17 protein-coding genes and 2 pseudogenes are annotated in these 21,095 nt (G+C 43.5%); 10 read left to right on the top strand and 9 right to left on the bottom strand.

All coding sequences use genetic code 11. The features are described 5' to 3' along the window. Window positions 1–288: 288 nt before the first annotated feature. Both hetZ and LEPTO7376_RS13840 read right to left on the bottom strand, forming a co-directional pair. Window positions 289–1,410: a heterocyst differentiation protein HetZ gene (gene hetZ, locus LEPTO7376_RS13845; protein WP_264308901.1), complete on the bottom strand. Its 1,122-nt coding sequence runs from the start codon at window positions 1,408–1,410 to the stop codon at window positions 289–291. Window positions 1,411–1,905: 495 nt separating this feature from the next. Further along, window positions 1,906–3,165 (bottom strand): aspartate aminotransferase family protein, encoded by a 1,260-nt coding sequence (locus tag LEPTO7376_RS13840; RefSeq protein ID WP_015134790.1) that lies wholly within the window; start codon window positions 3,163–3,165, stop codon window positions 1,906–1,908. Window positions 3,166–3,357: 192 nt separating this feature from the next. On the opposite strand from LEPTO7376_RS13840, the gene LEPTO7376_RS13835 reads away from it, so the two are divergent. Then, window positions 3,358–4,437, top strand: a complete 1,080-nt coding sequence (locus tag LEPTO7376_RS13835) for a TrkA family potassium uptake protein (protein WP_015134789.1) — start codon at window positions 3,358–3,360, stop codon at window positions 4,435–4,437. 162 nt (window positions 4,438–4,599) lie between these two features. After that, a complete protein-coding gene (gene rpe / locus LEPTO7376_RS13830; RefSeq protein ID WP_015134788.1) occupies window positions 4,600–5,289 on the top strand; it encodes a ribulose-phosphate 3-epimerase in 690 nt (229 codons plus the stop codon). 124 nt (window positions 5,290–5,413) lie between these two features. On the opposite strand, the gene LEPTO7376_RS13825 is transcribed toward rpe, so the two are convergent. Further along, window positions 5,414–6,295, bottom strand: coding sequence for an ABC transporter permease (locus LEPTO7376_RS13825; protein ID WP_015134787.1), 882 nt, complete (start codon window positions 6,293–6,295; stop codon window positions 5,414–5,416). 1,036 nt (window positions 6,296–7,331) lie between these two features. Between LEPTO7376_RS13825 and LEPTO7376_RS13820 the strand changes: the two genes are divergently transcribed. Beyond that, window positions 7,332–8,162, top strand: coding sequence for a PTPA-CTERM sorting domain-containing protein (locus LEPTO7376_RS13820; RefSeq protein ID WP_015134786.1), 831 nt, complete (start codon window positions 7,332–7,334; stop codon window positions 8,160–8,162). 421 nt (window positions 8,163–8,583) lie between these two features. Here the strand turns inward: LEPTO7376_RS13820 and LEPTO7376_RS25760 are convergent. Beyond that, a pseudogene (locus tag LEPTO7376_RS25760) lies at window positions 8,584–9,463 on the bottom strand (IS630 family transposase). 117 nt (window positions 9,464–9,580) lie between these two features. Between LEPTO7376_RS25760 and rlmN the strand changes: the two are divergent. Then, window positions 9,581–10,615, top strand: coding sequence for a 23S rRNA (adenine(2503)-C(2))-methyltransferase RlmN (gene rlmN, locus LEPTO7376_RS13805; protein WP_015134785.1), 1,035 nt, complete (start codon window positions 9,581–9,583; stop codon window positions 10,613–10,615). Between the two features lie 263 nt (window positions 10,616–10,878). Here the strand turns inward: rlmN and glmU are convergent, their stop codons facing one another. Continuing rightward, on the bottom strand, window positions 10,879–12,228 hold the full coding sequence (gene glmU / locus LEPTO7376_RS13800; RefSeq protein ID WP_015134784.1) for a bifunctional UDP-N-acetylglucosamine diphosphorylase/glucosamine-1-phosphate N-acetyltransferase GlmU: 1,350 nt from the start codon (window positions 12,226–12,228) through the stop codon (window positions 10,879–10,881). A gap of 162 nt (window positions 12,229–12,390) precedes the next feature. Beyond that, complete coding sequence (locus LEPTO7376_RS13795; RefSeq protein ID WP_015134783.1) at window positions 12,391–13,293, bottom strand: lipase family protein; 903 nt, start codon at window positions 13,291–13,293, stop codon at window positions 12,391–12,393. Between the two features lie 142 nt (window positions 13,294–13,435). Here LEPTO7376_RS13795 and LEPTO7376_RS13790 point away from each other — a divergent pair, with 142 nt between their 5' ends. Then, window positions 13,436–14,509, top strand: a complete 1,074-nt coding sequence (locus LEPTO7376_RS13790) for a DUF3326 domain-containing protein (RefSeq protein WP_015134782.1) — start codon at window positions 13,436–13,438, stop codon at window positions 14,507–14,509. Window positions 14,510–14,520: 11 nt separating this feature from the next. After that, the gene (locus LEPTO7376_RS13785) at window positions 14,521–15,105 is read left to right on the top strand and encodes a CPBP family intramembrane glutamic endopeptidase (RefSeq protein ID WP_015134781.1); all 585 of its coding nucleotides are present in this window, start codon (window positions 14,521–14,523) and stop codon (window positions 15,103–15,105) included. Between the two features lie 47 nt (window positions 15,106–15,152). On the opposite strand, the gene LEPTO7376_RS13780 is transcribed toward LEPTO7376_RS13785, so the two are convergent. Together LEPTO7376_RS13780 and LEPTO7376_RS25755 are read right to left on the bottom strand one after the other, a co-directional pair. After that, window positions 15,153–15,986, bottom strand: coding sequence for a DNA-formamidopyrimidine glycosylase (locus LEPTO7376_RS13780; protein WP_015134780.1), 834 nt, complete (start codon window positions 15,984–15,986; stop codon window positions 15,153–15,155). 51 nt (window positions 15,987–16,037) lie between these two features. Beyond that, a pseudogene (locus LEPTO7376_RS25755) lies at window positions 16,038–16,547 on the bottom strand (IS1 family transposase); the annotation flags it as partial. Between LEPTO7376_RS25755 and LEPTO7376_RS13770 the strand changes: the two are divergent. Beyond that, window positions 16,548–16,754, top strand: a complete 207-nt coding sequence (locus LEPTO7376_RS13770; protein ID WP_041765580.1) for a transposase — start codon at window positions 16,548–16,550, stop codon at window positions 16,752–16,754. A gap of 163 nt (window positions 16,755–16,917) precedes the next feature. On the opposite strand, the gene LEPTO7376_RS23625 is transcribed toward LEPTO7376_RS13770, so the two are convergent. Further along, complete coding sequence (locus LEPTO7376_RS23625; protein ID WP_015134779.1) at window positions 16,918–17,880, bottom strand: RodZ family helix-turn-helix domain-containing protein; 963 nt, start codon at window positions 17,878–17,880, stop codon at window positions 16,918–16,920. A 335-nt stretch (window positions 17,881–18,215) separates the two neighbouring features. Here LEPTO7376_RS23625 and LEPTO7376_RS13760 point away from each other — a divergent pair, with 335 nt between their 5' ends. The 3 genes from LEPTO7376_RS13760 to LEPTO7376_RS13750 are packed head-to-tail and all read left to right on the top strand — an operon-like array spanning window position 18,216 to window position 21,092. After that, a complete protein-coding gene (locus LEPTO7376_RS13760) occupies window positions 18,216–19,061 on the top strand; it encodes an alpha/beta hydrolase (protein ID WP_015134778.1) in 846 nt (281 codons plus the stop codon). A 9-nt stretch (window positions 19,062–19,070) separates the two neighbouring features. Further along, on the top strand, window positions 19,071–19,973 hold the full coding sequence (locus LEPTO7376_RS13755; protein WP_015134777.1) for a methyltransferase FkbM: 903 nt from the start codon (window positions 19,071–19,073) through the stop codon (window positions 19,971–19,973). A 9-nt stretch (window positions 19,974–19,982) separates the two neighbouring features. Next, window positions 19,983–21,092: a glycosyltransferase family 4 protein gene (locus LEPTO7376_RS13750; protein WP_015134776.1), complete on the top strand. Its 1,110-nt coding sequence runs from the start codon at window positions 19,983–19,985 to the stop codon at window positions 21,090–21,092. Window positions 21,093–21,095 lie beyond the last annotated feature (3 nt).

Genomic DNA, 21,095 nt, shown 5'->3' with positions numbered 1-21,095 from the left:
TAATTCCTCGTCGATAACATTATTCGGCAGAAGCTCTGATGAAAATGATCCAGCCCCTATTGCATCCCTCTCAAGTTCTAAGACCGAATCAGGACAATTGTTGATTAAGGGCTGATGTTCTTCCTCATTCATATCCGACCAATCCTCCGATGAGATCGAAGTCTCAACCGAATTTTGCAGAGGTCGTTTTTGTCCATCCATGTCAGTATTCACGGCACAAAATCCAATATCAGGACTATTACTTACGTATTTTTCAAAAAAGTTTTAGAGCAACTCCCGTAAATCCAACTAGGTAAGCGGTTTATTACGAAGATCCCAAGCCAATTCGAGCAGCTTTCCCCATAGTTTATCGGTTTGTGATGACGTTAAAGTTAGTTCTTTCGCAATCTCTTTATGCTCCCAGCCTAACTGCTTCAGCTCTAATAATTTCTGCTGGGGTTCACTAATTTCTGCGAGGAGATGCTCCCATTGACTCGGTGTTAAACCGAGATTTTGTTCCAAGGTTGCCCCAAGCCATTGGTGAACGAGCTCCCAATTATTGGAAAGGGCAAAGCGAATTAGATGATATTTAAAGCGCTGCTGTAGATAATCTCGTTGGCGGGGAGTTAAGCCGAGTACAGATTCAATTTCAGATGTCGCACAATCTCGCAGCCGCAGCACAAAGTAATCAATACAATCGAGTTGTTGCTTCTCTTCTAAGTATCGAATGAGTTCTTGGGCAACAGTTTCCCGGAGATTACGGTCAGTCAGTTCATGATCATCTCCTTGAGCAGCCATATAGGTGCGGAGCTGCTGCATAGCAACTCCTTCCCATTCTTTATCGTCACGGTTAAAGGAGCCTTCAGCCGCGGTGATATCAACAGATGTTTCGAGGGGCTGCTGCTGAGAAAAGGTTTGGGCTCTCAGGATAACGAGTTGCTGCGATCGCCCCCTTGAGAAGGTAATACGACGTTTCGCATAGCGTTCTGTAAACGCCATATATTCAGACAGCTCTAGCAAACTTCGAGGGCTATAGGTCGGCAAGACATCTGCCTCTCGTCGAAATGCATTCAAGGTTTCGGCATAAAATCCCTGCAAAAAATCCTCGATCAGATTCACTTTCGCTTGATAGCTAGAAATACCTTGCCGGAGTGAAATGTATCGATAAACGATGGCACTCAGGGTACTTTGCAGTTCTACCCTGCCGCGTTTAGAGCCGAGCTGATAATAATTTAGGCATTGACGGATACGGTGTTCAGAAAGGTTTTTTTGCCATTTCCCGACTTCCCCAGTGCGTTGGATGCGATCGCTCTCTCGGCAAATCCGATTCACCTCTTCCACAATTCGTTCGGCAACCTTCTCACATTGTGATTCAGAAGCTTTCGTTGATTGTTCTAGTTGTTTTTGGGTGAATTGGACAAGTGACTCCACGGTTGACTCCACGTTTGCGACACAGACCCCTCTTAAGTTGCTATTGACCATTTTAAGTGACTTATTAAAATGAGATTCACAATCTCCTCCATCCTGTGGGCTTCGGGGATCGTACGCTAAGCGTATATAAGTTCACAAAGGTTTTTTCACTAATCCTGATAAAAGAAAAAAGTTTATGTCAAAATGACCCTCTCCAGGTATCAATTAATCATAACAATCCCGTAAATGCCCTTAGCCAAAGCTTTCGAGGATTAAAATAAGTCACTTGATTCACGTAAGTGCTAGCTGATTTAAGGCAAAACTATGGATGAAGATCGTTGAGAGCCCAGGTTGATCAGTAGGTTTGCGGAGTCATAAACAAACGATCAAAATGACGACTTAATTGTCAGCTATTCGTCTAGAAATCAGAAAATCCGGAGTAGTTCCTTTCAATAAAAAAGATGAATGATTTCACTCATCCATCCTTCTATGACAATTTTTCTGGAGTGATTTTATTTAGCCGATATCCAAATTTGCCAATGTTTTGTCGAGAAGGGCGATCGCCTCATCAATTTCAGCAGCGGAAACAATAAGTGGTGGCACAAAACGTAAAACCTTCGGGCCAGCGGGTGCAAGGAATAAGCCATGATCCATCGCAGCTTTAACCACCTGAATCGACGTCAAATCGAGGTCAGCTTTAATTTCCATGCCGTTAATTAAGCCCCAACCTCGTACCTCAGTGAAGTAGGGATATTTCTGAGCTAATCCTTCTAAGCCAGTGCGTAGCTGTTGGCCACGAGCGTTTGTATTTTCGAGAAGATTGTCCGATTCGAGAGTATCAATGACGGCAAGGGCAGAAGCACAGGAAAAGGGATTGCCGCCAAATGTGCTGGCGTGTTCACCAGGATTGAGTACGGCACAAGAGTCTTTGCAGAGCATTGCACCGATGGGGATACCACCAGCAAGACCTTTCGCACTGGTAAAGATATCGGGTTCAATACCGAGGTTTTCATAGCCCCAATATTTGCCTGTTCTGCCAACACCCACTTGGACTTCATCAAGCACCAATAAAATATTGTTTTCGTCACAAATCTGACGCACTGCTTTGAAGTATTCTAATTCGCCTGGACGCACACCACCTTCACCCTGGAGTGGTTCAAGCATCACCGCAGCAACACGACGATTCCCTTCATCAATGTCAACGATCGCCTCTTTTAGCGCCTGAATATCGTTATAGGGAACGTAGGCAAAACCATCGGGGAGTGGATGAAAATGCTTTTGATATTTTGGCTGACCAGTTGCCGTGATTGTCGCCAATGTCCGGCCATGAAAACTGGCTTTTGCGGAGAGAATAACTGGTTGCTCAAGAAAATCAGAAACCGTATGAGCATATTTGCGAACAAGTTTGATCGCCGCTTCATTCGCCTCAGCGCCAGAATTACAGAAAAACACTTTATCCGCGCAGGAATGTTCAACTAGCCATTTTGCAAGCTGACCTTGTTCGGGGATGTAGTATAAGTTCGAAACGTGATGATATTTTTTAATCTGCTCACTAGTTGCATTAATCAATGCAGGGTGAGCATGACCCAACGTGCAAGTCGCGATCCCAGCCACAAAGTCGAGGTAGCTCTTTCCCTCGGTATCCCACAAACGGCATCCTTCTCCACGGGCGATCGCCACAGGGAAACGTCCATAAGTACCCATGACATACTGGTCAAACTCTGTTTGATCAAACGTTTGGGTCGGGGCCTGGTCAAGGATCGTTTGTGGACTCACGAGCTACTCCTCTTAATTTTTTATTGACAACAAGGAATCCGAATCAAGGCCTCAAGTTACCGCACAGCAGACCCATCGAATTAACTCCTGCAGGGTGCGATAGCCTCAAGGCAAAATGTATTTTATTGAGTTTAATCGAAATCATGGACTAACGAGTGCCCAAGGTCATGATTACTTGAGGTAAGGAACACAGTGTATAGCGTCGAACAACAATATCTACGGCTTAAAAAACAATTACTGCTTGGCGTATTTTCGCTCCTAGGTCTCTGCCTCTGTGGCGTAACTTGGTACAAATTGGTTGAACAGTGGTCTCTGTCTGATGCTATTTATATGACCTTCATCTCCATTTCCACCGTTGGTTTTGGAGAAGTGCGTCCCCTTGATAGCGATCGCCTGCGGTTTTTTACCATCACCCTGATTGTCTTGGGGGTGATTAACATTGGACATATCGTCAACCGCTTTACCGAAGCGATTATTGGTGGCTACGTACAGGAGTGGCGGAAATTGCAAGAACAACAAAAACGCATTAATAGTCTCAAAAATCACTATATTGTTTGTGGTCTCGGCAGAACAGGTCTGCAAGTGGCACAGGAATTTACCGAAGAAAATATTCCGTTTGTAGTGATCGATTCCAAGCCAGAGCAGATTGTGGCTGCCCGCAAAATGGGTTACATCTGTATTGAAGGGGATGCGACCCTTGATGAATCCCTCTACGCCGCCAAAATAGATGATGCCGCTTGCCTTGTCGCTGCATTACGGTCTGATGCCGAAAATCTTTATACTGTTCTTTCAGCAAAAGCACTCAAAAAAGAGATTCGTGCCGTTGCCCGCGCGAGCACAGAGGAAGGCTTACTAAAATTGCGACGCGCTGGTGCTGATTCGGTCGTGTCGCCATACATTACAGGAGGGCGTAGATTGGCGGCATCTGCTCTCCGTCCCCAAGTAATGGATTTTGTTGATGGATTATTTACGGGCAGTGAGAAATCTTATTACCTTGAAGAAGTGCGGCTGGATAGAGAATGTGGTGAATATATCGGAAAAACGCTCAGTCAAGCTCGTCTAAGGGTACAGTCTGGCGCTTTAGTCCTTGCGATTCGTCGCAGTGACAAAGGGGTATTTAAAGGGAAATTAATTCCTGGGCCCACAGGCGACACTATTTTAATGGTTGATGATTCGCTGATCTGTATGGGCACACCCGATCAACTCCGTGATCTGAATAAAATCTTGTTGCCAAGGGGTTCTGAAAACCAGCTCCGTCCCCCTGAACGCTAATCTAAATCTTTCTTTCTCTGGGGCGATCGCCTGTCATCCTTGCAAAAAATCAGTATTTCCTAAAAAAGATCATCAAAAAAGTCAAGGTTACCTAAAAGAATTGATACAAACTTTTGTTAATATTGTTACCACTTAAGAATTCTTGAGAGGAACCGACCTACCATGACCGATAAAAAAATTGCGATTTCCCCGTCCATTTTATCTGCTGACTTCAGCCGCCTCGGTGAAGAAATCAAAGCCGTTGACGAAGCTGGCGCAGATTGGATCCACGTCGATGTTATGGATGGTCGTTTCGTTCCTAATATCACCATTGGCCCATTAATCGTTGAAGCGATTCGTCCTTACACAAAGAAGCCTCTTGATGTACATCTCATGATCGTTGAGCCTGAGAAGTATGTCGCAAACTTCGCAAAAGCTGGCGCAGACATCATTTCTGTCCATGCAGAGCACACTGCTTCTCCCCACCTTCACCGCACTCTCTGCCAAATTCGTGAACTCGGCAAGAAGTCTGGTGTTGTTCTCAACCCTTCTACTCCTCTCGATATCATTGAGCATGTTCTCGATGTTTGTGACCTTATCCTCATCATGAGTGTTAACCCTGGGTTTGGTGGTCAGAGCTTTATTCCTTCTATGGTTTCTAAGATCGAAAAGCTCCGTGCAATGTGTGATGAGCGTGGCCTCGATCCTTGGATTGAAGTTGATGGCGGCATTAAGCCTAATAATGCTTGGCAAGTTATTGATGCTGGTGCAAACGCAATCGTTGCTGGCTCTGCGGTATTTAAAGCTGATGATTATGCTGATGCAATTGAAGGTATTCGTAACAGTAAGAAGCCTGAAGCAGTTGCAGCATAAGCTTTTGAGCTATTAATAAGGATTAAATCTTTTTTGTATCCTTAAAATAAAAAAAAGGAGGCAGTTTATGCTTCCCTTTTTTCTATTTAATTTAATTGATTCACTAATCTCAGTGGTTGAAGCATTAGCCTAGACGACGTTTGAGCAAAGGCTGAATTAGAGTGAGGGCGATCGCACTGAATGCGGTTAACAAACCTAATACAGTGACAAAATTCAACTCTGCCCAAGGCGAATTAAAAACAATACTTTGCAGCGACCAATCAGCATTCATATATAAGTAACGAATTGGTTCAATCGCGTAGGTTAGAGGATTTAGGCTTGCGACAATCTGGAGCCAGTTCGCCATGAAATCAAGAGGAGCAAGGGCGGTACTCGCAAAAAGGAGAGGCAAATTTGTCACAAATATGACAGCGATTAATTCGATATGACCTGGTAACGCAAAAGCAAGACCAAGGCTGAGAGCAGTAACACTGAGCACAATTAAAAACACAACTGCGGCGATCGCCCCTAGACCAGCGAGAGACGGTAAACCTGCACCGAGCAATGCACTTGCTCCAACAATTACGGCTGTTTGAATCAAAGTCAGCCCCATAATATAGACAGTCGAAGCCGCAACAATAGAGTAACGAGTTGACAGTGGCGCAACCAAAAGACGATTGAGGAAGCCAAACTCACGGTCGAACATGATAGGGAGGCCAGCATTCAGAGCTCCTGAAAAAGCCGTGAACACGATAATGCCGGGCGCGAGAAACTGAGCATAGTTAATGTCGCTGCCAAATAATCCCTGTGGTGCCTTATAAAATAGAGCCCCAAATAAAACGAGCCACATAAACGGCTGAATAATCCCAGCAATCAGCGTTGATGGTCGACGTTGTAGTTGAATTACTAGGCGTTTAGTCAAAGCAACTGTTTCTTGAACAAAGTCAGCAAGATTACTGCTCGGCTCCGTGGTGAGCTTGGCATCTGGCGAAAATATAGTATCTGCTTTAAAAACGGATTGGCTCATGGAACTCTCAAAACCCTGTAATAATAAGTGTTTTGTGGTATTTCTTCTCTTTAGATTAACGTATTTTGAGAAGCCCTGAGAGTCTACTAGGGATAGTGATCGATTCAAATAACCCACGCGTCACAAAAGCAAAAATTACAGCTCAATATGTTGATAGATAGAGATAGATGGAGGCGATCGCCAACGCAACAAGCATGAAGCTAAGTCAAAATCATGAGGTGCCAGTCTTTATAATTCACTGAAGGTAAGAGAAAAACGCTAAATATTAGCAACTGCAAGAATATTGCAATGACAGCGCTGAAAAAAATATCTGCGAATCGCTCAATAAATAACCAATTGAAATAGCGACACTACTCCAATACTTTTCAGAAATCAATATTCTAAACCCATAGCAATAGAAATTAAAGTGCGAAACAATATTCATTGTTTGAACAATTTCAACATCACATATAGCGACACAGCATATTTGAAATAATGTAATATGAAATAGAGAAGTAAATACTAACTTTCTTTGCCAAGTACTAGCGTCTAAACACATCTTTCAACGATTGTGGAATAATGCAGCAAAAAATGTAAAAGCTAAATAGGATAGGCATCCTGGCAATTTGAATTTAAGCCAAGATCGAACTTCATCAAAACTTCATAATAGCTTTATTGAAATGACATACAAATCCACCCTTTTTTCCGAGTGAACACGCAAGGATATTAGATGGCATAGCACTATAATAAGTGGTGAGATTTGAAAAAGTTACTTTCTCAATTAAGTTCTTACTCAAGTTCTCGACACTATTTGATTCCTATTCACAAAGCGATTAAGTAGAAGTAGCCAGTAGATTTTAGTTAACGTTGGCTCTGAAATTAATCAAGAGGTCTGAATAGTCGTCTGCTTTTTAGCAAAGTTGAGTCAATAAGGGTGTATTGAGTTCTGTGAATTTTCAACCTTACTGAACTCGACTTTCTCAAGGGTCTGATACCTATTAGAAATTAAACTGTTCACTGCCACTTAAGCTAAGCTCTCAAATTTTGGAGAATCCCAATGAAAAAATTATTAGTTAACGCTGGAATAGCTGCTGCTACTTCTGTTGCATTTACGGCTCTTGTTCCCGCTCAAGAAGCGCAAGCTCTTGTCCTTGAGTCTACCTATCAAACGACCCTGACTAATGGAGTGGTTATTGTTGGAGATGCTCCAACTGTCCGTGTAAGTTCTCCTGGAACTGGTCTCGTAGAAGTCGGTGAATTTTCGCTCAATGAAAGTCGTGGCTTTGTTGGCTTTGATCTTGCTCCTCTATTAGCTTTAGAAGAAAATGAGCGTTCAAGTTTAACATTGAACTTTAATGTTGCTGATTTTACCGGTGGTCTCGGTACTGGTGGTCTAGGCGATGGAAGTAATGCCGACAACCGTTTCGAAGGTGTACTACAACTTAGTCGTAATATTTTAGGTGATGGTTCTACTGCACCTGCGCCATTGGGTCTTCCTGGTTTTGGACCTGATCAATTACTATTTGATCCCTTCCTCACCGCAGGCTTTCCCGATGGTGGTCTAGGCGTTCCCTTTGAATTCTCTGCTTCGAGCATTGGAGATAGCGTTAGCCTTGATGTAACATCCATTGTCACGGAATTACTAGACACCGGTAACCCTATGAACTACAGCCTTGCCCTTGTTCTTAAGGGTGACTTTGAGGGAGGTACTCCCGGCTCCTGTGGTGGATTTGTTGGTACAGAGAGAGATGTTTGTTCTGGTATTGTCTTTGATGACTTCACAATCAAAGCTGTTCCTACTCCCGCTGCTATCCTCCCCGCTCTATTGGGCATGGGTTCTGCTGCAGTCCGAAAGAAGAAAGAAGATGAAGAATCTGATGATGCATAGGTCTTTTTCTTAAATCTCTTTCGTTCTATTACTCCATAGCTTGGAATTACTAAAGAGCTAAGAAATAATTCTTTTAAAAGTACTCGTAACTTGTTTTACGAGTACTTTTTTATATACTGAATACTCAGCAAAGTTGAAAGAATCTCATTATTTGAATTTGTTCTTAGAGGATATCTGAAAAGGGTCTGACCGTAACTTTTGTCGAAATGAGTTGCATGTAAAAATAAGCACTTCAGGCGATCAACCTGGCGGAATTTACGCAGCATTTATCGAACATAAAGACTTTTCAGACAACCTCTTATAGCAATGGTCATTTAGTTTGATACGTCATGTGAACCTCAATCCTGAGCCTGTCTTCAAAACCATTATGGAGTGTCTTAATCTATCTAGCGACTGATATATATGGCAGTGCTCAAAAGGGCTAAGGAGTTGCTGTACGCAGAGTCATATCCATGGCATCTCTGAGGGATGGACTATGTCTGAGCTGCTTCCAAATACGACTTTTTAGCCAAGATCAGCATTGTGCAATCTTGTTTAAGTCTGGTGAATAGGGAGGCAGATACCACACCTCACATTTCGCCTTTGCCAGGATTTCTGCAACCCTTCCTCCCTTATGGAAAGTGGCATTATCCAAAATCAATATCTGATTGGGCTTTAATTCCGGTAGCAAACAGTTCTCTAACCACACCTCAAACACATGGGGGTTACAAGAGCCTTCCACAATAAAAGGTGCAAACAGTTTGCCTGGACTCCATGCGGCAATCATATTGACTCTGCCGCGACGGCTTCCTGACTTGAGGTCATAAACTCTTTCCTCTTCAGGGCCATAGCCATAGTCATACTGACCGTCTCTCTCATCCATTCCTGACTCATCACAGTAGATGATTTGTTCAGGTTTTAATCTTGCTAGTTCTTGCCTCAATGCTTCCCGCTTCTGTTCATCCCTTTCCTGATACCCATAGGCCTTTTTTGCGAGTAAAACCTATCTTCTTCAACATTCTCGATATGGTGCGACGACTCACATCATCCGACCACAACTCTGCCATTTCTGTCGGGGTTTTATCTGGATGCTGTTGCACAAAGCTTTTGAATGCTTCCCAGTCTGTGATTTTGTGACCATAGCCTTTCTGATACCCTGTTTTGGCTCTGTAAAACTTCCTGTTTGCTCTAGTCTGTTGTATCCAGAGATAAAGGCTATTAAGACCAATACTGAACATTTCACAGACATCTTTTTTCAGGATACCTAGTGCTATCGTAGCAAGGGCTTGACATTGTAGGTCATCACTATCAGCAACTGGCATTTTTAATCTAGATACAGACTTCCCTCCTCATTCTAAAACTATCCGGCCACTGCTATAGCTATGCCAGAATAGTAAGGTTAATACGCTTTTTACGGGGCGATCGCCTTTTTTATTGCCATGACCACGACCGAATCAGCGCTGTTGGGTAAAAGTTTGCCGGAACTCACAGAATGGATTGAGAGTACAGGTCAACCTAAATATCGCGGTAAGCAACTTTACCAATGGCTCTACCAAAAAGGTATTCGTAATCTAGAGGAAATCACCGTTTTCCCAAAGGCATGGCGCGCAGAAATGGCCGACTATCCCGTGGGGCGATCGCAAATCCATCACTACAAAACTGCCCCCGATGGCACCCGCAAATATCTTCTCAAACTTGATGATGGCTTAATCATTGAAACTGTTGGCATCCCGACAGAAAAGCGTTTAACAGTTTGCGTGTCATCGCAAGTGGGTTGCGCTATGGCTTGCGAATTTTGCGCCACAGGAAAAATGGGTTTTACTCGGCATCTAGAAGCCTACGAAATTCTCGATCAGGTTTTAACAGTACAAGAAGACTTTGGGCAACGAGTCAGTAATGTCGTTTTTATGGGGATGGGTGAACCTTTAGCGAATCTTGAACAAGTCATTAAATCTGTCCACAGTCTCAATAAAGATGTGGGTATTGGCCAGCGCTTACTGACCATTTCGACGGTTGGTGTGCCCAATCAAATTCGTGCTCTTGCCGCAGAAAATTTGCAAGTTACCTTTGCCATTAGTCTCCATGCCCCTAACCAACAATTACGCGAAACATTAATTCCTACCGCCAAGAATTATCATTTCGACCAGCTCCTTGATGAATGTCGCGAGTATGTGGATATGACCCACCGTCGCATCAGTTTTGAATATATTTTGTTAGCAAGGGTAAATGATTTACCGGAGCACGCCACCGAACTCGCCAAACATCTCAAAGGCTTTCAAAGTCATGTGAATTTAATTCCTTACAATCCCATTAGTGAAGAAGAATTTCAGCGTCCGGGAAAGAAACGAATCAATGTATTTAAGCAAATTCTTCAAGATCATAAAATTGCGGTAAGTGTTCGTTATTCCAAAGGTTTGGAAGCCGATGCAGCCTGTGGTCAGTTACGTACAAACTTAATAAAAACAGCGGGTTGAAAAATATTTATTCATACAAAACCTGACTTTAGGGAAAGAGCTATCTTTATGATTTATTCAGGATATCTAGAGCGTATGGGTTTGGTGTTGACTCCAAGCAAAATAAGCTTAGAGGATGTCTGAAAAGGGTCTGACCGTAACTTTTGTCGAAATGAGTTGCACGTAAAAATAAGTACTTCAGGCGATCAACCTGGCGGAATTTACGCAGTATTTATCGAACATAAAGACTTTTCAGACATCCTCTTAGACAAGATGCAACGATTTTAGGATTTTAGTTTCCAGCCTTCGATCTCTTTTTGACGTGCCCGCGCAACTGTCAGACAATCATCAGCCACATCACGGGTAATCGTCGAACCAGCCGCAATTGTTACCCCTTCACCAATATTAATCGGCGCAACGAGAACACTATTTGCACCAGTCTTACTGCGATCGCCGATCACAGTTTTATGCTTATTGACGCCATCATAATTCGCCGTGATTGTACCCGCGCCAATATTCACCTTTTGACCAAGTTCCGCATCGCCGATGTAGGAGAGATGCGCCATGTTGGTACCATCACCAATTGCCGATTTTTTCACTTCTACGAAATTCCCGATGCGGCAGCCATCACCCACGACGGCTTTACCGCGAAGATGTGCAAAAGGCCCAATGCGAGTATTTGCACCAATTTCACTATCGATCACATAGCTCGACATAATCTTGCAATTTGCGGCGATCGCACTATTTTCGATAAAGCTACCAGGGCCAATATGACAACCTCCTTGAACCGTGGTGGTTCCGCGCAGATGACATTGCGGTTCGATAATTGTGTCCGGCTCTAAATGCACAGTGTCGTCAATGGTGATCGTTTCCGGCTGGAGCATCATTACCCCAGATTTCATCCACTTTTCTTTTATCCTTGTTTGCAAAATCGAATAAGCATTGGATAGTTGCAAACGGTCATTAATGCCGCTAATTTCCTGAAAATCATCCACATCCATCGCCATCACCTTGTCGCAATGGAGCACAACATCTGTCAAATAATATTCTTGTTGGTCGTTGTTGGTGGTGAGTTGCGGTAAAGCTTTCGCCAATGTCTCCCACTTAAAGCAATAAACCCCAGCATTAATCCGAGTATTTTTGCGTTGCTCTTCGGTACAGTCGCGGTGCTCAATAATCTGGCTGACTAAAAGGTTTTCATCACAGAAAATTCGACCATAGCCCGTCGGGTCAGGAAGCTGAGCGGTAAGGATGGTTGCGTCATTTTGATTGTCTTGGTGGACTTTCACAAAGTCGGCGATCGTCTCAGGGCGCAGTAACGGCACATCACCATTGAGAACGATTACATCTCCAGAAAAATCTTTTAATGGCTCCAACAGTTGCTGAACGGCGTGACCCGTACCGAGCTGTTCTTTTTGTTCGACAAATTCTAATTCTGGACGATGGGCTAAAGCTGTTTTTACTTCGTCCGCACGGTAACCAACAATGGCGCAAACTCTTTCGGGTTCGATCAAAGCACAACTCTCAATCACCCGTTCCACCAGCGATCGCCCACCGAGGAGATGGAGCACCTTCGGCAAATCCGATTTCATGCGAGTGCCTTTTCCTGCCGCCAAAATTGCTACCGCTACCATGATGCTTTGCCACTAAACTGTCGAGATTTCCAGTCAGGAGTATATCGCACTTATCTCTTACTGCTGACAAATTCCTACCAGAAGACCCAGAAAGGTTTCACGCTCCCGGCGATCGCCCCTCTGAGTCTCAGGAAAGAAATAAACTAAACCCGAACCGTCGCGTTACATCCCGTCAGGCTTTTGATTAATACTAATTTCTAGTGCCTCGATATATTCAACAATGTCATGGTCACGGAAGATTCCACCGGCAGCCCTTTGCGCCAGAAATTCTTTCAGCCCTTCAAAGCGGTCAGTAAATTGATACCAAGCACCTAAATCTGACGTTAGTCCTTGCTCATGATTGATATAAACAAAGGTACCAACATGACTATAACCAGCTAACCGTTGAGGCACCCGAGACACCACATCATTATTATTTTGGAATCGGAAATAGCGGCCTTTCGCCTCTGCATCGAAGTGACGCTTTAAATTGCGCTTACAAGCCCGTGGTTGACCATAGGTATAGGTGCCATAAAACGGCGTGTCATCATAAGCAAACTGACAAGAACAGACCGTGGCCAAAGCACCACCCAAGCTGTGCCCTGTCACCCAGAAAGGCTTGCGCTTGTAGTCTTCTCGCTCTAGCACTTCCTTCATCGTGAACTGATCCTCAGGCCCTTTATTGTCCCAAACATCGAGGAATGCTTTATAAAACCCACTATGAATTTTTCCAAGGGGAGTCAGATCGCGACCAGCTGGAAAATCAATACTAGATAACCGGAGATTATCCGCCCAATCTATCGCTTCATCTGTACCTCGAAACGCAATAATCACAAAACCAGGCGAACCGATCAGTCCACCACCATCATTTTTCGCCACAAAAGCTTGGGTACTTTTGTTATTGAAGGTAATCACTTCAGAAAAACCAGGATGCCATTGTTTAAGCTCTCGGAGAATGATGTCGCCATCAGGAGCCGGACTGTCTGCTTTGCGGAGATAAGCAAGTTGAGATGCACGGGCTAACCAATAAGCATTATGAGGTTTGTAGAACGTGGTATAGGGTTCAAATCTAAATTCGGGAGGCATAGTGTATGTTGTCGAGAGTATATGATCTTATCCCATTCTAAGGTTCTCTATTCTGGGAAAAATAACGATTTTCAACTGATTGTGAAAGTTTTTTGCCACCGTTGGTGTTAAGTTTCTGGTTGGCTGTTTTGTGGGTTCGTTTATGTTGCAAGTCGCTGGTACATCGCCTTATACAACGATGTTGATTATCCCAACGGGAATCGGTGCAAAAATTGGAGGTTATGCAGGGGATGGTTTACCGACAGCACGGCTTGTTTCTCAAGTATGCGATCGCCTGATCACCCATCCCAATGTCTTAAATGGGGCTCAACTCTTTTGGAATATGTCCAATGCTCTTTACGTTGAGGGCTATGGCTTAGATCAGTTTGCAGCAGGGAATTGGGGGTTACGTCCAGTTCGCCAAAATCGAGTGGGCATGATCCTTGATCAAGGTATCGAAGAAGAGCTGCGATTACGTCATATCCAAGCAGCTGATGCCTGTCGCGCCACTTTAGGTTTATCTGTGACGGATTATGTGGTGACCGATGCGCCTCTCAATGTCAACCTCAAACTTTCGGAGACGGGAGCCAGTTGGGGCACGATTGACAATGTTGGCAGTCTTTTACGAGCAGCAGAGAAGCTAATTACTCAGGCAAAGGTCGAGGCGATCGCCGTGGTGGCACGTTTTCCTGACGATGAAGATAGTGAACTATTGGCACAATACCGACAGGGGGAAGGCGTGGATGGCCTCGCTGGTGCTGAAGCTGTCATTTCCCATCTCCTGGTCAAAAAATTTCAGATTCCCTGTGCCCATGCCCCAGCCCTTGCACCGATCCCCATTGAACCAGATTTATCCCCGAAAACTGCTGCGGAGGAATTGGGTTATACTTTTTTACCCTGTGTGCTCGCAGGTTTAAGCCATGCTCCCCAATTTGTTGTGGATCGCAAGACACCAACTTTACAAAATCATGGGATTTGGTCAGACACAGTGGATAGCCTTGTGATCCCCGCCAGCGCTTGCGGTGGGAGTGCTGTACTGAGCCTTAGCCATACCAAAACATTAATCATTGCTGTAAACGAAAATGACACCGCATTAAGCATTTTTCCAGAAACTATCGGGGTTCAAGCTTGTCGAGTAGACTCTTACCTAGAGGCAATTGGTATGATTGTTGCCCACCGTGCAGGACTGGATCTTCAGAGCCTAACGCCGTCTGTTCCATCCATTAACGCAATCTAGGTATTTTTTCTGTGAACGAGTCTAATCAACCTCAACTTGAGCCCTTATCTCGTCAACAAGTTTTGTTGTTAATGGGAATCACTGCCCTCTTTATGTTCATCGTCGGCAATCTCTGGCGCATGATCGGGAATGTAGCACTACTTCCCTGGGAAATTACACCAACAGCGTTTCTACAGGGTGGGGCGATCGCCGCAGGGATTATAACAACCAGTAGTCTGTTGTATGCGTTGTGGGAAGACTATCGTAATAGCGTTGATATTTACTTAGAGTTTGTGCTTAAGCCTTTGGAGTTACCAGATGTCGTGTGGCTCGGTTTATTGCCAGGTTTAAGTGAAGAGTTTTTGTTTCGGGGCATTATGCTACCGGGTTTAGGGTTGGGATGGATTGCCTTGGCTTTATCGAGTGTATTATTTGGTGTTTTACACATTAGCGGCGCTCAGCAATGGTCTTACGCGCTTTGGGCAACTGTCATTGGATTTGTTCTGGGATTTAGTGCACTCGCCACCGGAAACTTATTTGTGCCAGTCATTGCCCATATCATCACAAATCTAACCTCTAGTCTCATCTGGAAACTTCGTAACCCACTAACTACTTAAAATAGCTTTCCTCACACACCGTTATTGCTCGTTTAAAGACTCAGAATTTATGTTTGGCAAACAGAACAAAAATGCGTGGAGCGTCCTGCCATTTTGATGCGCTCGATTAGATTTCCACACACTCGACAAGGTTCTCCTGTACGCCCATAAGTTAAAGCCATACCACCGTAGTTTCCATTAGTACCAGTTGTACTCACAAAATCACTAAAGGTCGTACCCCCTTGAGCAATTGATATTTCAAGAATATCAATAATTGCAGCGTGGAGTTTTTTGAGTTCTTTGGGTTTCAAGCTCTTAGCTGATCGAGTTGGTAAGATACCCGATTTAAACAAAGATTCATCTGCATAGATGTTGCCTAATCCCGCAATGATCGCCTGATCAAGCAAAAATGTTTTCATCGGACGCTGGCGATTCTTACATTTATCCCGCAGATAATCCACAGTAAAATCATCCGACAATGGCTCAACACCAAGACGTGTTAAACCCGTAATTACAGTTCTTACTTCAACATTCGCTGGAACCCACCAGATTTGACCGAAGGTTCGCATATCAACAAATCTGAGTTCGCGATCGCCCTCAATAAAGAACCGCAATCGAGTGTGTTTGTGTAGCTCCTCATCGGGAGATGTCCAGAGAAATTTGCCTGTCATCCTTAGATGAATTCCAAGGTGAGAACCATCAGATAATTCACCTAAAAGATATTTGCCATACCGTTGCCAAGCCTGAATTTTTAGACCATGAATACTACCAAGAAAATAATCTGGATCTTCAGGTGAAGCCAACGTTTTGGATAAAAAAATTTCGGCTCCAGTGATGGTTTTACCGATGGTGATTTGCTCTAAACCTCGGCGAACGGTTTCGACTTCTGGCAATTCTGGCATTGATGACCTCAATTTCGATCTTGAGACAAGATATATCAGAGAATAAGAGTTTTAAGAGAGTAAGGATAAGCGCCAATTACGCAGCAAATCCAAGCTGCCGTTGACCCTAAACTTAGCAAATAGTCCCATTGTCAGCTCCACCATCTGTTTTGATTTCGACACCACTTTTCCTCAACGATGAAATCGTGCAAACTAATAACGATTATCTGAATTATTTCTCTCAATAGCGACAGTCTCCTTCTTGCTGATGACATAAAAAAGGATCAGGGTGATTCTCCCTCCCATAGCTGTTAATAAGGCTTCCAATCATCTGTGCAATAGACAGTGCTTGCCATGTTGATAATCGTTCTAGTAAGCAACTCAAGGTTTGACTATCACGATTTCCCAGTTCCCAGTCGATGAGTCTCCCAGTAAGATGGTCATATGCTTTCCACATTTATAACTTGTTTTTTTCTCTTGGATAAAGTGCCATAGTTCATCCAGCTCTACAACAACGGCTGATTCTGGGACTGGTTTCTCATAATTAACTTCACCAAAATCTCTCACCCAGATGAGTCGGGAATGGATGAGCGAGATGGAAACTACGATTATGGCTATAGTCCCAAAGGTGGACGGCTCTACGACCTCAAGTCCGAAAATCGTCGCGGCAGAGTCAATATGATTGCGGCATGGAGTCAAGGCAAACTGTTTGCTCCCTTTACAGTAGAAGGCTCCTGTAACCGTAATGTGTTTGAACTGTGGCTAGAGACTTGTTTACTGCCAGAATAAAACCTCATCAGGTCTTATAGCAGTCGCCAGATAGATTAAGACACTTCATAATGGTTTTGCAGACAGGCTCAGGATTGAGGTTCACATGACGTATCAAACTAAATGACCACTGCTATATTTCGCGAATTGGGATGGCGATCACCTGACGTGAGAATCCAAAAACTTAAGGCATGCGCATCATCTCTGGTGGAGAGATTTTTGCATCGGTTTGCACAATTTGGGGCGCCACTTCATCAGCTGCTTGATTATTTGATGGAGGTGTAACAGGCTGCGGCGCGGGTTGAACTGACTTTTGAGCCTGTTGAAGACTCCAAGATAAACCGCTGACAGCACCCATCATTAGCGCTGTATAGCCCATATATCGACCCGCTTCCGTTGTCCAAGTATCTTGTGCTTTTTTTGCAGTTTTGTAACGGGATTCGGGAGGCTTTGGCATGGGGAATGTCGCAGCGATCGCCTTCCCATTAAGCCCGAGAGCATCCCCTAAACGATGAATAAACCCTTTAACGTAGAGAGGCTCTGGCAGAGATTTAAAATCACCTGCTTCGATCGCTACGATATGCGATGTCAAAATATGGGTGAGATGATTGAGTTGATTATGGGAGAGGCCACGCTTTTCACGGGTGCGCTTTAATAATTGACCAATTTTCTGAAATTTAATAAGACGATCTTTCTCAAAAGATGCCACTTCTGGGTCTGGCGTCTTCTCAAGTAGAGGAGCCGTCAATTGCTTTAGGTAGCCAGGTAACCAAGGAGACTTTGGATAGTCCAGTTGGAATTTTTCAGGAGCAGTTTGGACTTCGGTGATTGTAGCTCTGACCGTTGCCGCAACGACATTTCTGAGGAGTTCTGCCTGTTTCTTCGCATCTATTTTTCCTGTCCCAATTTGGGCGATCGCCGCAATATAGGATTCATCAGAATTTAAAGCTTCATGGATTCGGGGTGTCAGTTTTGCTGCCGTCATTCTTCCTGCTGAAGTACGAGCCTGGGCTTCCGCGTCTTCTAGCTCTGGAAAATAGCGAATTACCGTCTCTTCTTTTTTCGCCTTACGCTTGAGAGGAAGCACCGTAGACTTGGCGTCCGAAGGCTGGGTCATTTCAGGAAAGTAGCAGAGCTGGCTAGTCATAATGAAATCTATGTATGAAATAACGACTGAACGCTTACAGAAAGACTGACCCTGACATAAATTGCCATGAATTTAGTGAGCCACCCCTCGGTAATTACTTATACTTCGTCAATATTTGGTAAACATCAGGATAAAGTTGGACGGATTTCAGTAACCTTATGGGCAGAGTGATTTAACGCTGTGATCGTCAGGTGATTGGCCTCAGTCCAGATTTATATTTACAGTGAAAATTGCTCAAAAGTTGCGGTGATCTGGACGCTTATCAAACTGTCCGTCAGCTTGCGGTCAGGGAAAGATGAGTGTTTATGATACATGCGTCGTTTGGAATTGCTGATATGCTTTTGTTTGCTGAATTCGGCCTGAGTTTGGGACTGCTCTATCTGGGAATCTGTTTACTGTTATTTGTGGTGCAACGACGCATTATTTTTGAACCACAGTTTCAGCCTGAAAATCCCATTCCAGATGATTTGGCGATCGCCTACGAAACGAAAAGATTAGCGACGGGCAGCTCCGATACAGAAGATGTTGTGTCGTGGTGGTTTCCTGGTGAACACAGCAATGGCAAAACCATTTTATTTTTGCATGGCAATAGTGGCTACGAAGATTGCAATTTTGAAACTTTAAAACTGCTCAACCAGCTCGGTTTTAATGTCTTAATGCTGAACTATCGGGGCTATGGCGCGAGCACTCCAGTGTTTCCAAATGAAGCCAGGGTCTATGAAGACGCGGCGGTAGGCTACCATTTCCTTCTCCAGCAGAAGCAGGTTGAACCCAAAAATTTGTTGATTTATGGGCATTCCCTCGGCGGGGCGATCGCCACAGAACTCGCAACACGCTATGATTGCGCTGGACTATTTTTAGAGTCGACGTTTGCCTCAATGGTAGAAATGTCCATCACCAAAGCCTATATGCAGGTTTTTCCGATTAACTGGATTTTGAACCAACGTTTTGATTCGCGTCGAAAATTACCGTTGCTCAATATCCCCATTTTTCTCTGTCATGGCACTGTGGATGACACCGTTCCGAGCTTCATGAGTGAAAGATTGATGGCGATCGCCAATGAACCAAAGCGTCTGGAATTGATTGAAGGTGCAGGCCATCATGACCTGATCTGTGTTGATACCAATACAGTTTCCACAGGGATTCAATGGCTTTGTCAGCAACTCCAGTGGCAGATTTAGAAGAGCATTATGAAAACGCCCGTCGCCTTCATCATCTTTAATCGCCCTGACACCACTCGCCGTGTTTTTGAAGCTATTCGACAAGCCCAGCCGCCGAAACTTCTTGTTATTGCAGACGGGCCTCGGGGCGATCGCCCGGACGAAGCAGACAAATGTATTGCCACCAGAAACATCATTAAAGAAGTCGATTGGGATTGCGAAGTTCTCACCAACTATTCAGATACAAATCTTGGCTGCAAAAAACGCGTTTCATCCGGTATCAATTGGGTTTTTGATCAAGTTGAAGAAGCGATTATTTTAGAAGACGATTGTTTGCCAGATCCTAGCTTTTTCCCATTTTGCGAAGAACTACTCGAAAAATATCGCCATGACACTCGTATCATGATGATTTCAGGTGATAATTTTCAATTTGGTAAAGCCCGGACGCAAGATAGCTATTACTTTTCCAAGTACTATCATATTTGGGGGTGGGCCACATGGAGAAGAGCTTGGCAACATTACGATGTTGATTTGAAGCAATGGCCAAAGATCCGAGACGGTGGCTGGTTAAAAGATATTTTTAATAACGATTGGCTGACAATTAAATACCGCTCTAAAATCTTTCAGAAAATGTATGAGAAAGCTGTAGACACATGGGACTATCAATGGTCTTTCACTTGTTGGACTCAGAGTGGACTCTCCATCATGCCCAATGTTAATTTGATTTCTAACATTGGTTTTGGAGAAGCAGCAAGTCGTACAAAAAATAACAAAAGTATATTTGCTAATATGGCAGTTTCTTCTGTGGATTTTCCATTACTACATCCAGACTTTGTGATTCGGGATCTCGAAACAGATCAAAAAACAGCACGTTTAGTATTTGGATATCCGGCACGTATTCAACGGAAACTAAAGCAGATATTAGGTCTTTAAAAGATTGGAATGGAAAAGAACAAGAAAATTTCAATCATTACACCTATTTTTTTTGGTAGCGGGACAGGTGCTGCAACCTATTATCAATTGCTGTTGCAGTCACTGCAACAATACCCACTTGATTTTCGTGTTTTTAGTGAGAAAGCTAAAGAACAGCAGTGTTCTCAAGAGAAATGGCAAAATTTTGAGTATGTAAGTTTATTGCCACAGCGTTCTGGAAAAGATAAACAGCTGTTACGAGATATCTGGAAATATATCCTTCAAAACATTAAATATTTCCAGTTAAGGAAAGAGATTAAACCTCAAAAATGCAATATTTTTTTAGTTCATACCAGCTTCTATAATCAGATTAATTTTTTCTATCTAGTGATTAATCGACTAACCAGTTTATACAAAGATATTAATTTCATTGCTGATGTTAGAGATGTACTGCTTCCACAGAAAGAAATTCCTCAGCTGAACAAATATAAGCTCGTCATTTCTTGTTCTAAAAATATTACTCAATATCTAATTTCTGGAGGGATAAAATCAAAAAAGATACGATATATTCCAATTCCTCAAGAGAAAATTTTTGTTGCAGATAGATTTACAGATGAAACCTTAGAGAAATTTCTGCTGACAGATCAGCCTTATATTTTCTATGCTGGGATGCTGAAAGAATCAAAAGGTGTTGATCTTTTACTGAAAATATTTATTGAAGAGATTTCGCCGAAATATCCACAGCTTAAGCTTGTACTTTCTGGGTTTCTAAAGACACAAAATCCAGTAGTTCTTGAAGGTCTCAAAGCAAGAAATGTAGTGTATTTGGGGAATGCGCCACGCTCAGAAGTTTTAGCTTTAATTAAAGGGGCAAGCTTGTGTGTGAATTTGTCGCCTGTGGAATCGATTTCAAGGTTTGCTTTGGAGGCGATCGCCCTGAAACGACCAGTAGTTTTACCGCCGAATATCCCAGAATATATGGAACACTGCCCTGAATTTGTGGCGACAAGTCGAGACCCAAAGGTTTTGGCGACGCAGATGATTCGGATTATGGAAGCGGAACAAACAGCAGATTATCCGATCGAGATCCATGAGCCTGAACGGGTTGCAGCGCAGTATTATGAACTCTTCTGTGAATAGTGA

This window comes from [Leptolyngbya] sp. PCC 7376 (assembly GCF_000316605.1).
In the GTDB taxonomy this organism is placed as follows: Bacteria; Cyanobacteriota; Cyanobacteriia; order Cyanobacteriales; family MRBY01; genus MRBY01.
This window is presented reverse-complemented; position numbering and strand designations above follow the sequence as displayed.

Bases quoted from the DNA above. Each gene is read 5' to 3' on its own strand.
- rpe (WP_015134788.1), top strand. From the start codon at position 4,600: ATGACCGATAAAAAAATTGCGATTTCCCCGTCCATTTTATCTGCTGAC.
- rlmN (WP_015134785.1), top strand. From the start codon at position 9,581: ATGACCACGACCGAATCAGCGCTGTTGGGTAAAAGTTTGCCGGAACTC.
- LEPTO7376_RS13820 (WP_015134786.1), top strand. From the start codon at position 7,332: ATGAAAAAATTATTAGTTAACGCTGGAATAGCTGCTGCTACTTCTGTT.
- LEPTO7376_RS13780 (WP_015134780.1), bottom strand. From the start codon at position 15,986: ATGCCAGAATTGCCAGAAGTCGAAACCGTTCGCCGAGGTTTAGAGCAA.
- LEPTO7376_RS23625 (WP_015134779.1), bottom strand. From the start codon at position 17,880: ATGACTAGCCAGCTCTGCTACTTTCCTGAAATGACCCAGCCTTCGGAC.
- LEPTO7376_RS13750 (WP_015134776.1), top strand. From the start codon at position 19,983: ATGGAAAAGAACAAGAAAATTTCAATCATTACACCTATTTTTTTTGGT.
- LEPTO7376_RS13770 (WP_041765580.1), top strand. From the start codon at position 16,548: ATGGATGAGCGAGATGGAAACTACGATTATGGCTATAGTCCCAAAGGT.
- LEPTO7376_RS13755 (WP_015134777.1), top strand. From the start codon at position 19,071: ATGAAAACGCCCGTCGCCTTCATCATCTTTAATCGCCCTGACACCACT.
- LEPTO7376_RS13790 (WP_015134782.1), top strand. From the start codon at position 13,436: ATGTTGCAAGTCGCTGGTACATCGCCTTATACAACGATGTTGATTATC.
- LEPTO7376_RS13795 (WP_015134783.1), bottom strand. From the start codon at position 13,293: ATGCCTCCCGAATTTAGATTTGAACCCTATACCACGTTCTACAAACCT.
- glmU (WP_015134784.1), bottom strand. From the start codon at position 12,228: ATGGTAGCGGTAGCAATTTTGGCGGCAGGAAAAGGCACTCGCATGAAA.
- LEPTO7376_RS13825 (WP_015134787.1), bottom strand. From the start codon at position 6,295: ATGAGCCAATCCGTTTTTAAAGCAGATACTATATTTTCGCCAGATGCC.
- LEPTO7376_RS13760 (WP_015134778.1), top strand. From the start codon at position 18,216: ATGCTTTTGTTTGCTGAATTCGGCCTGAGTTTGGGACTGCTCTATCTG.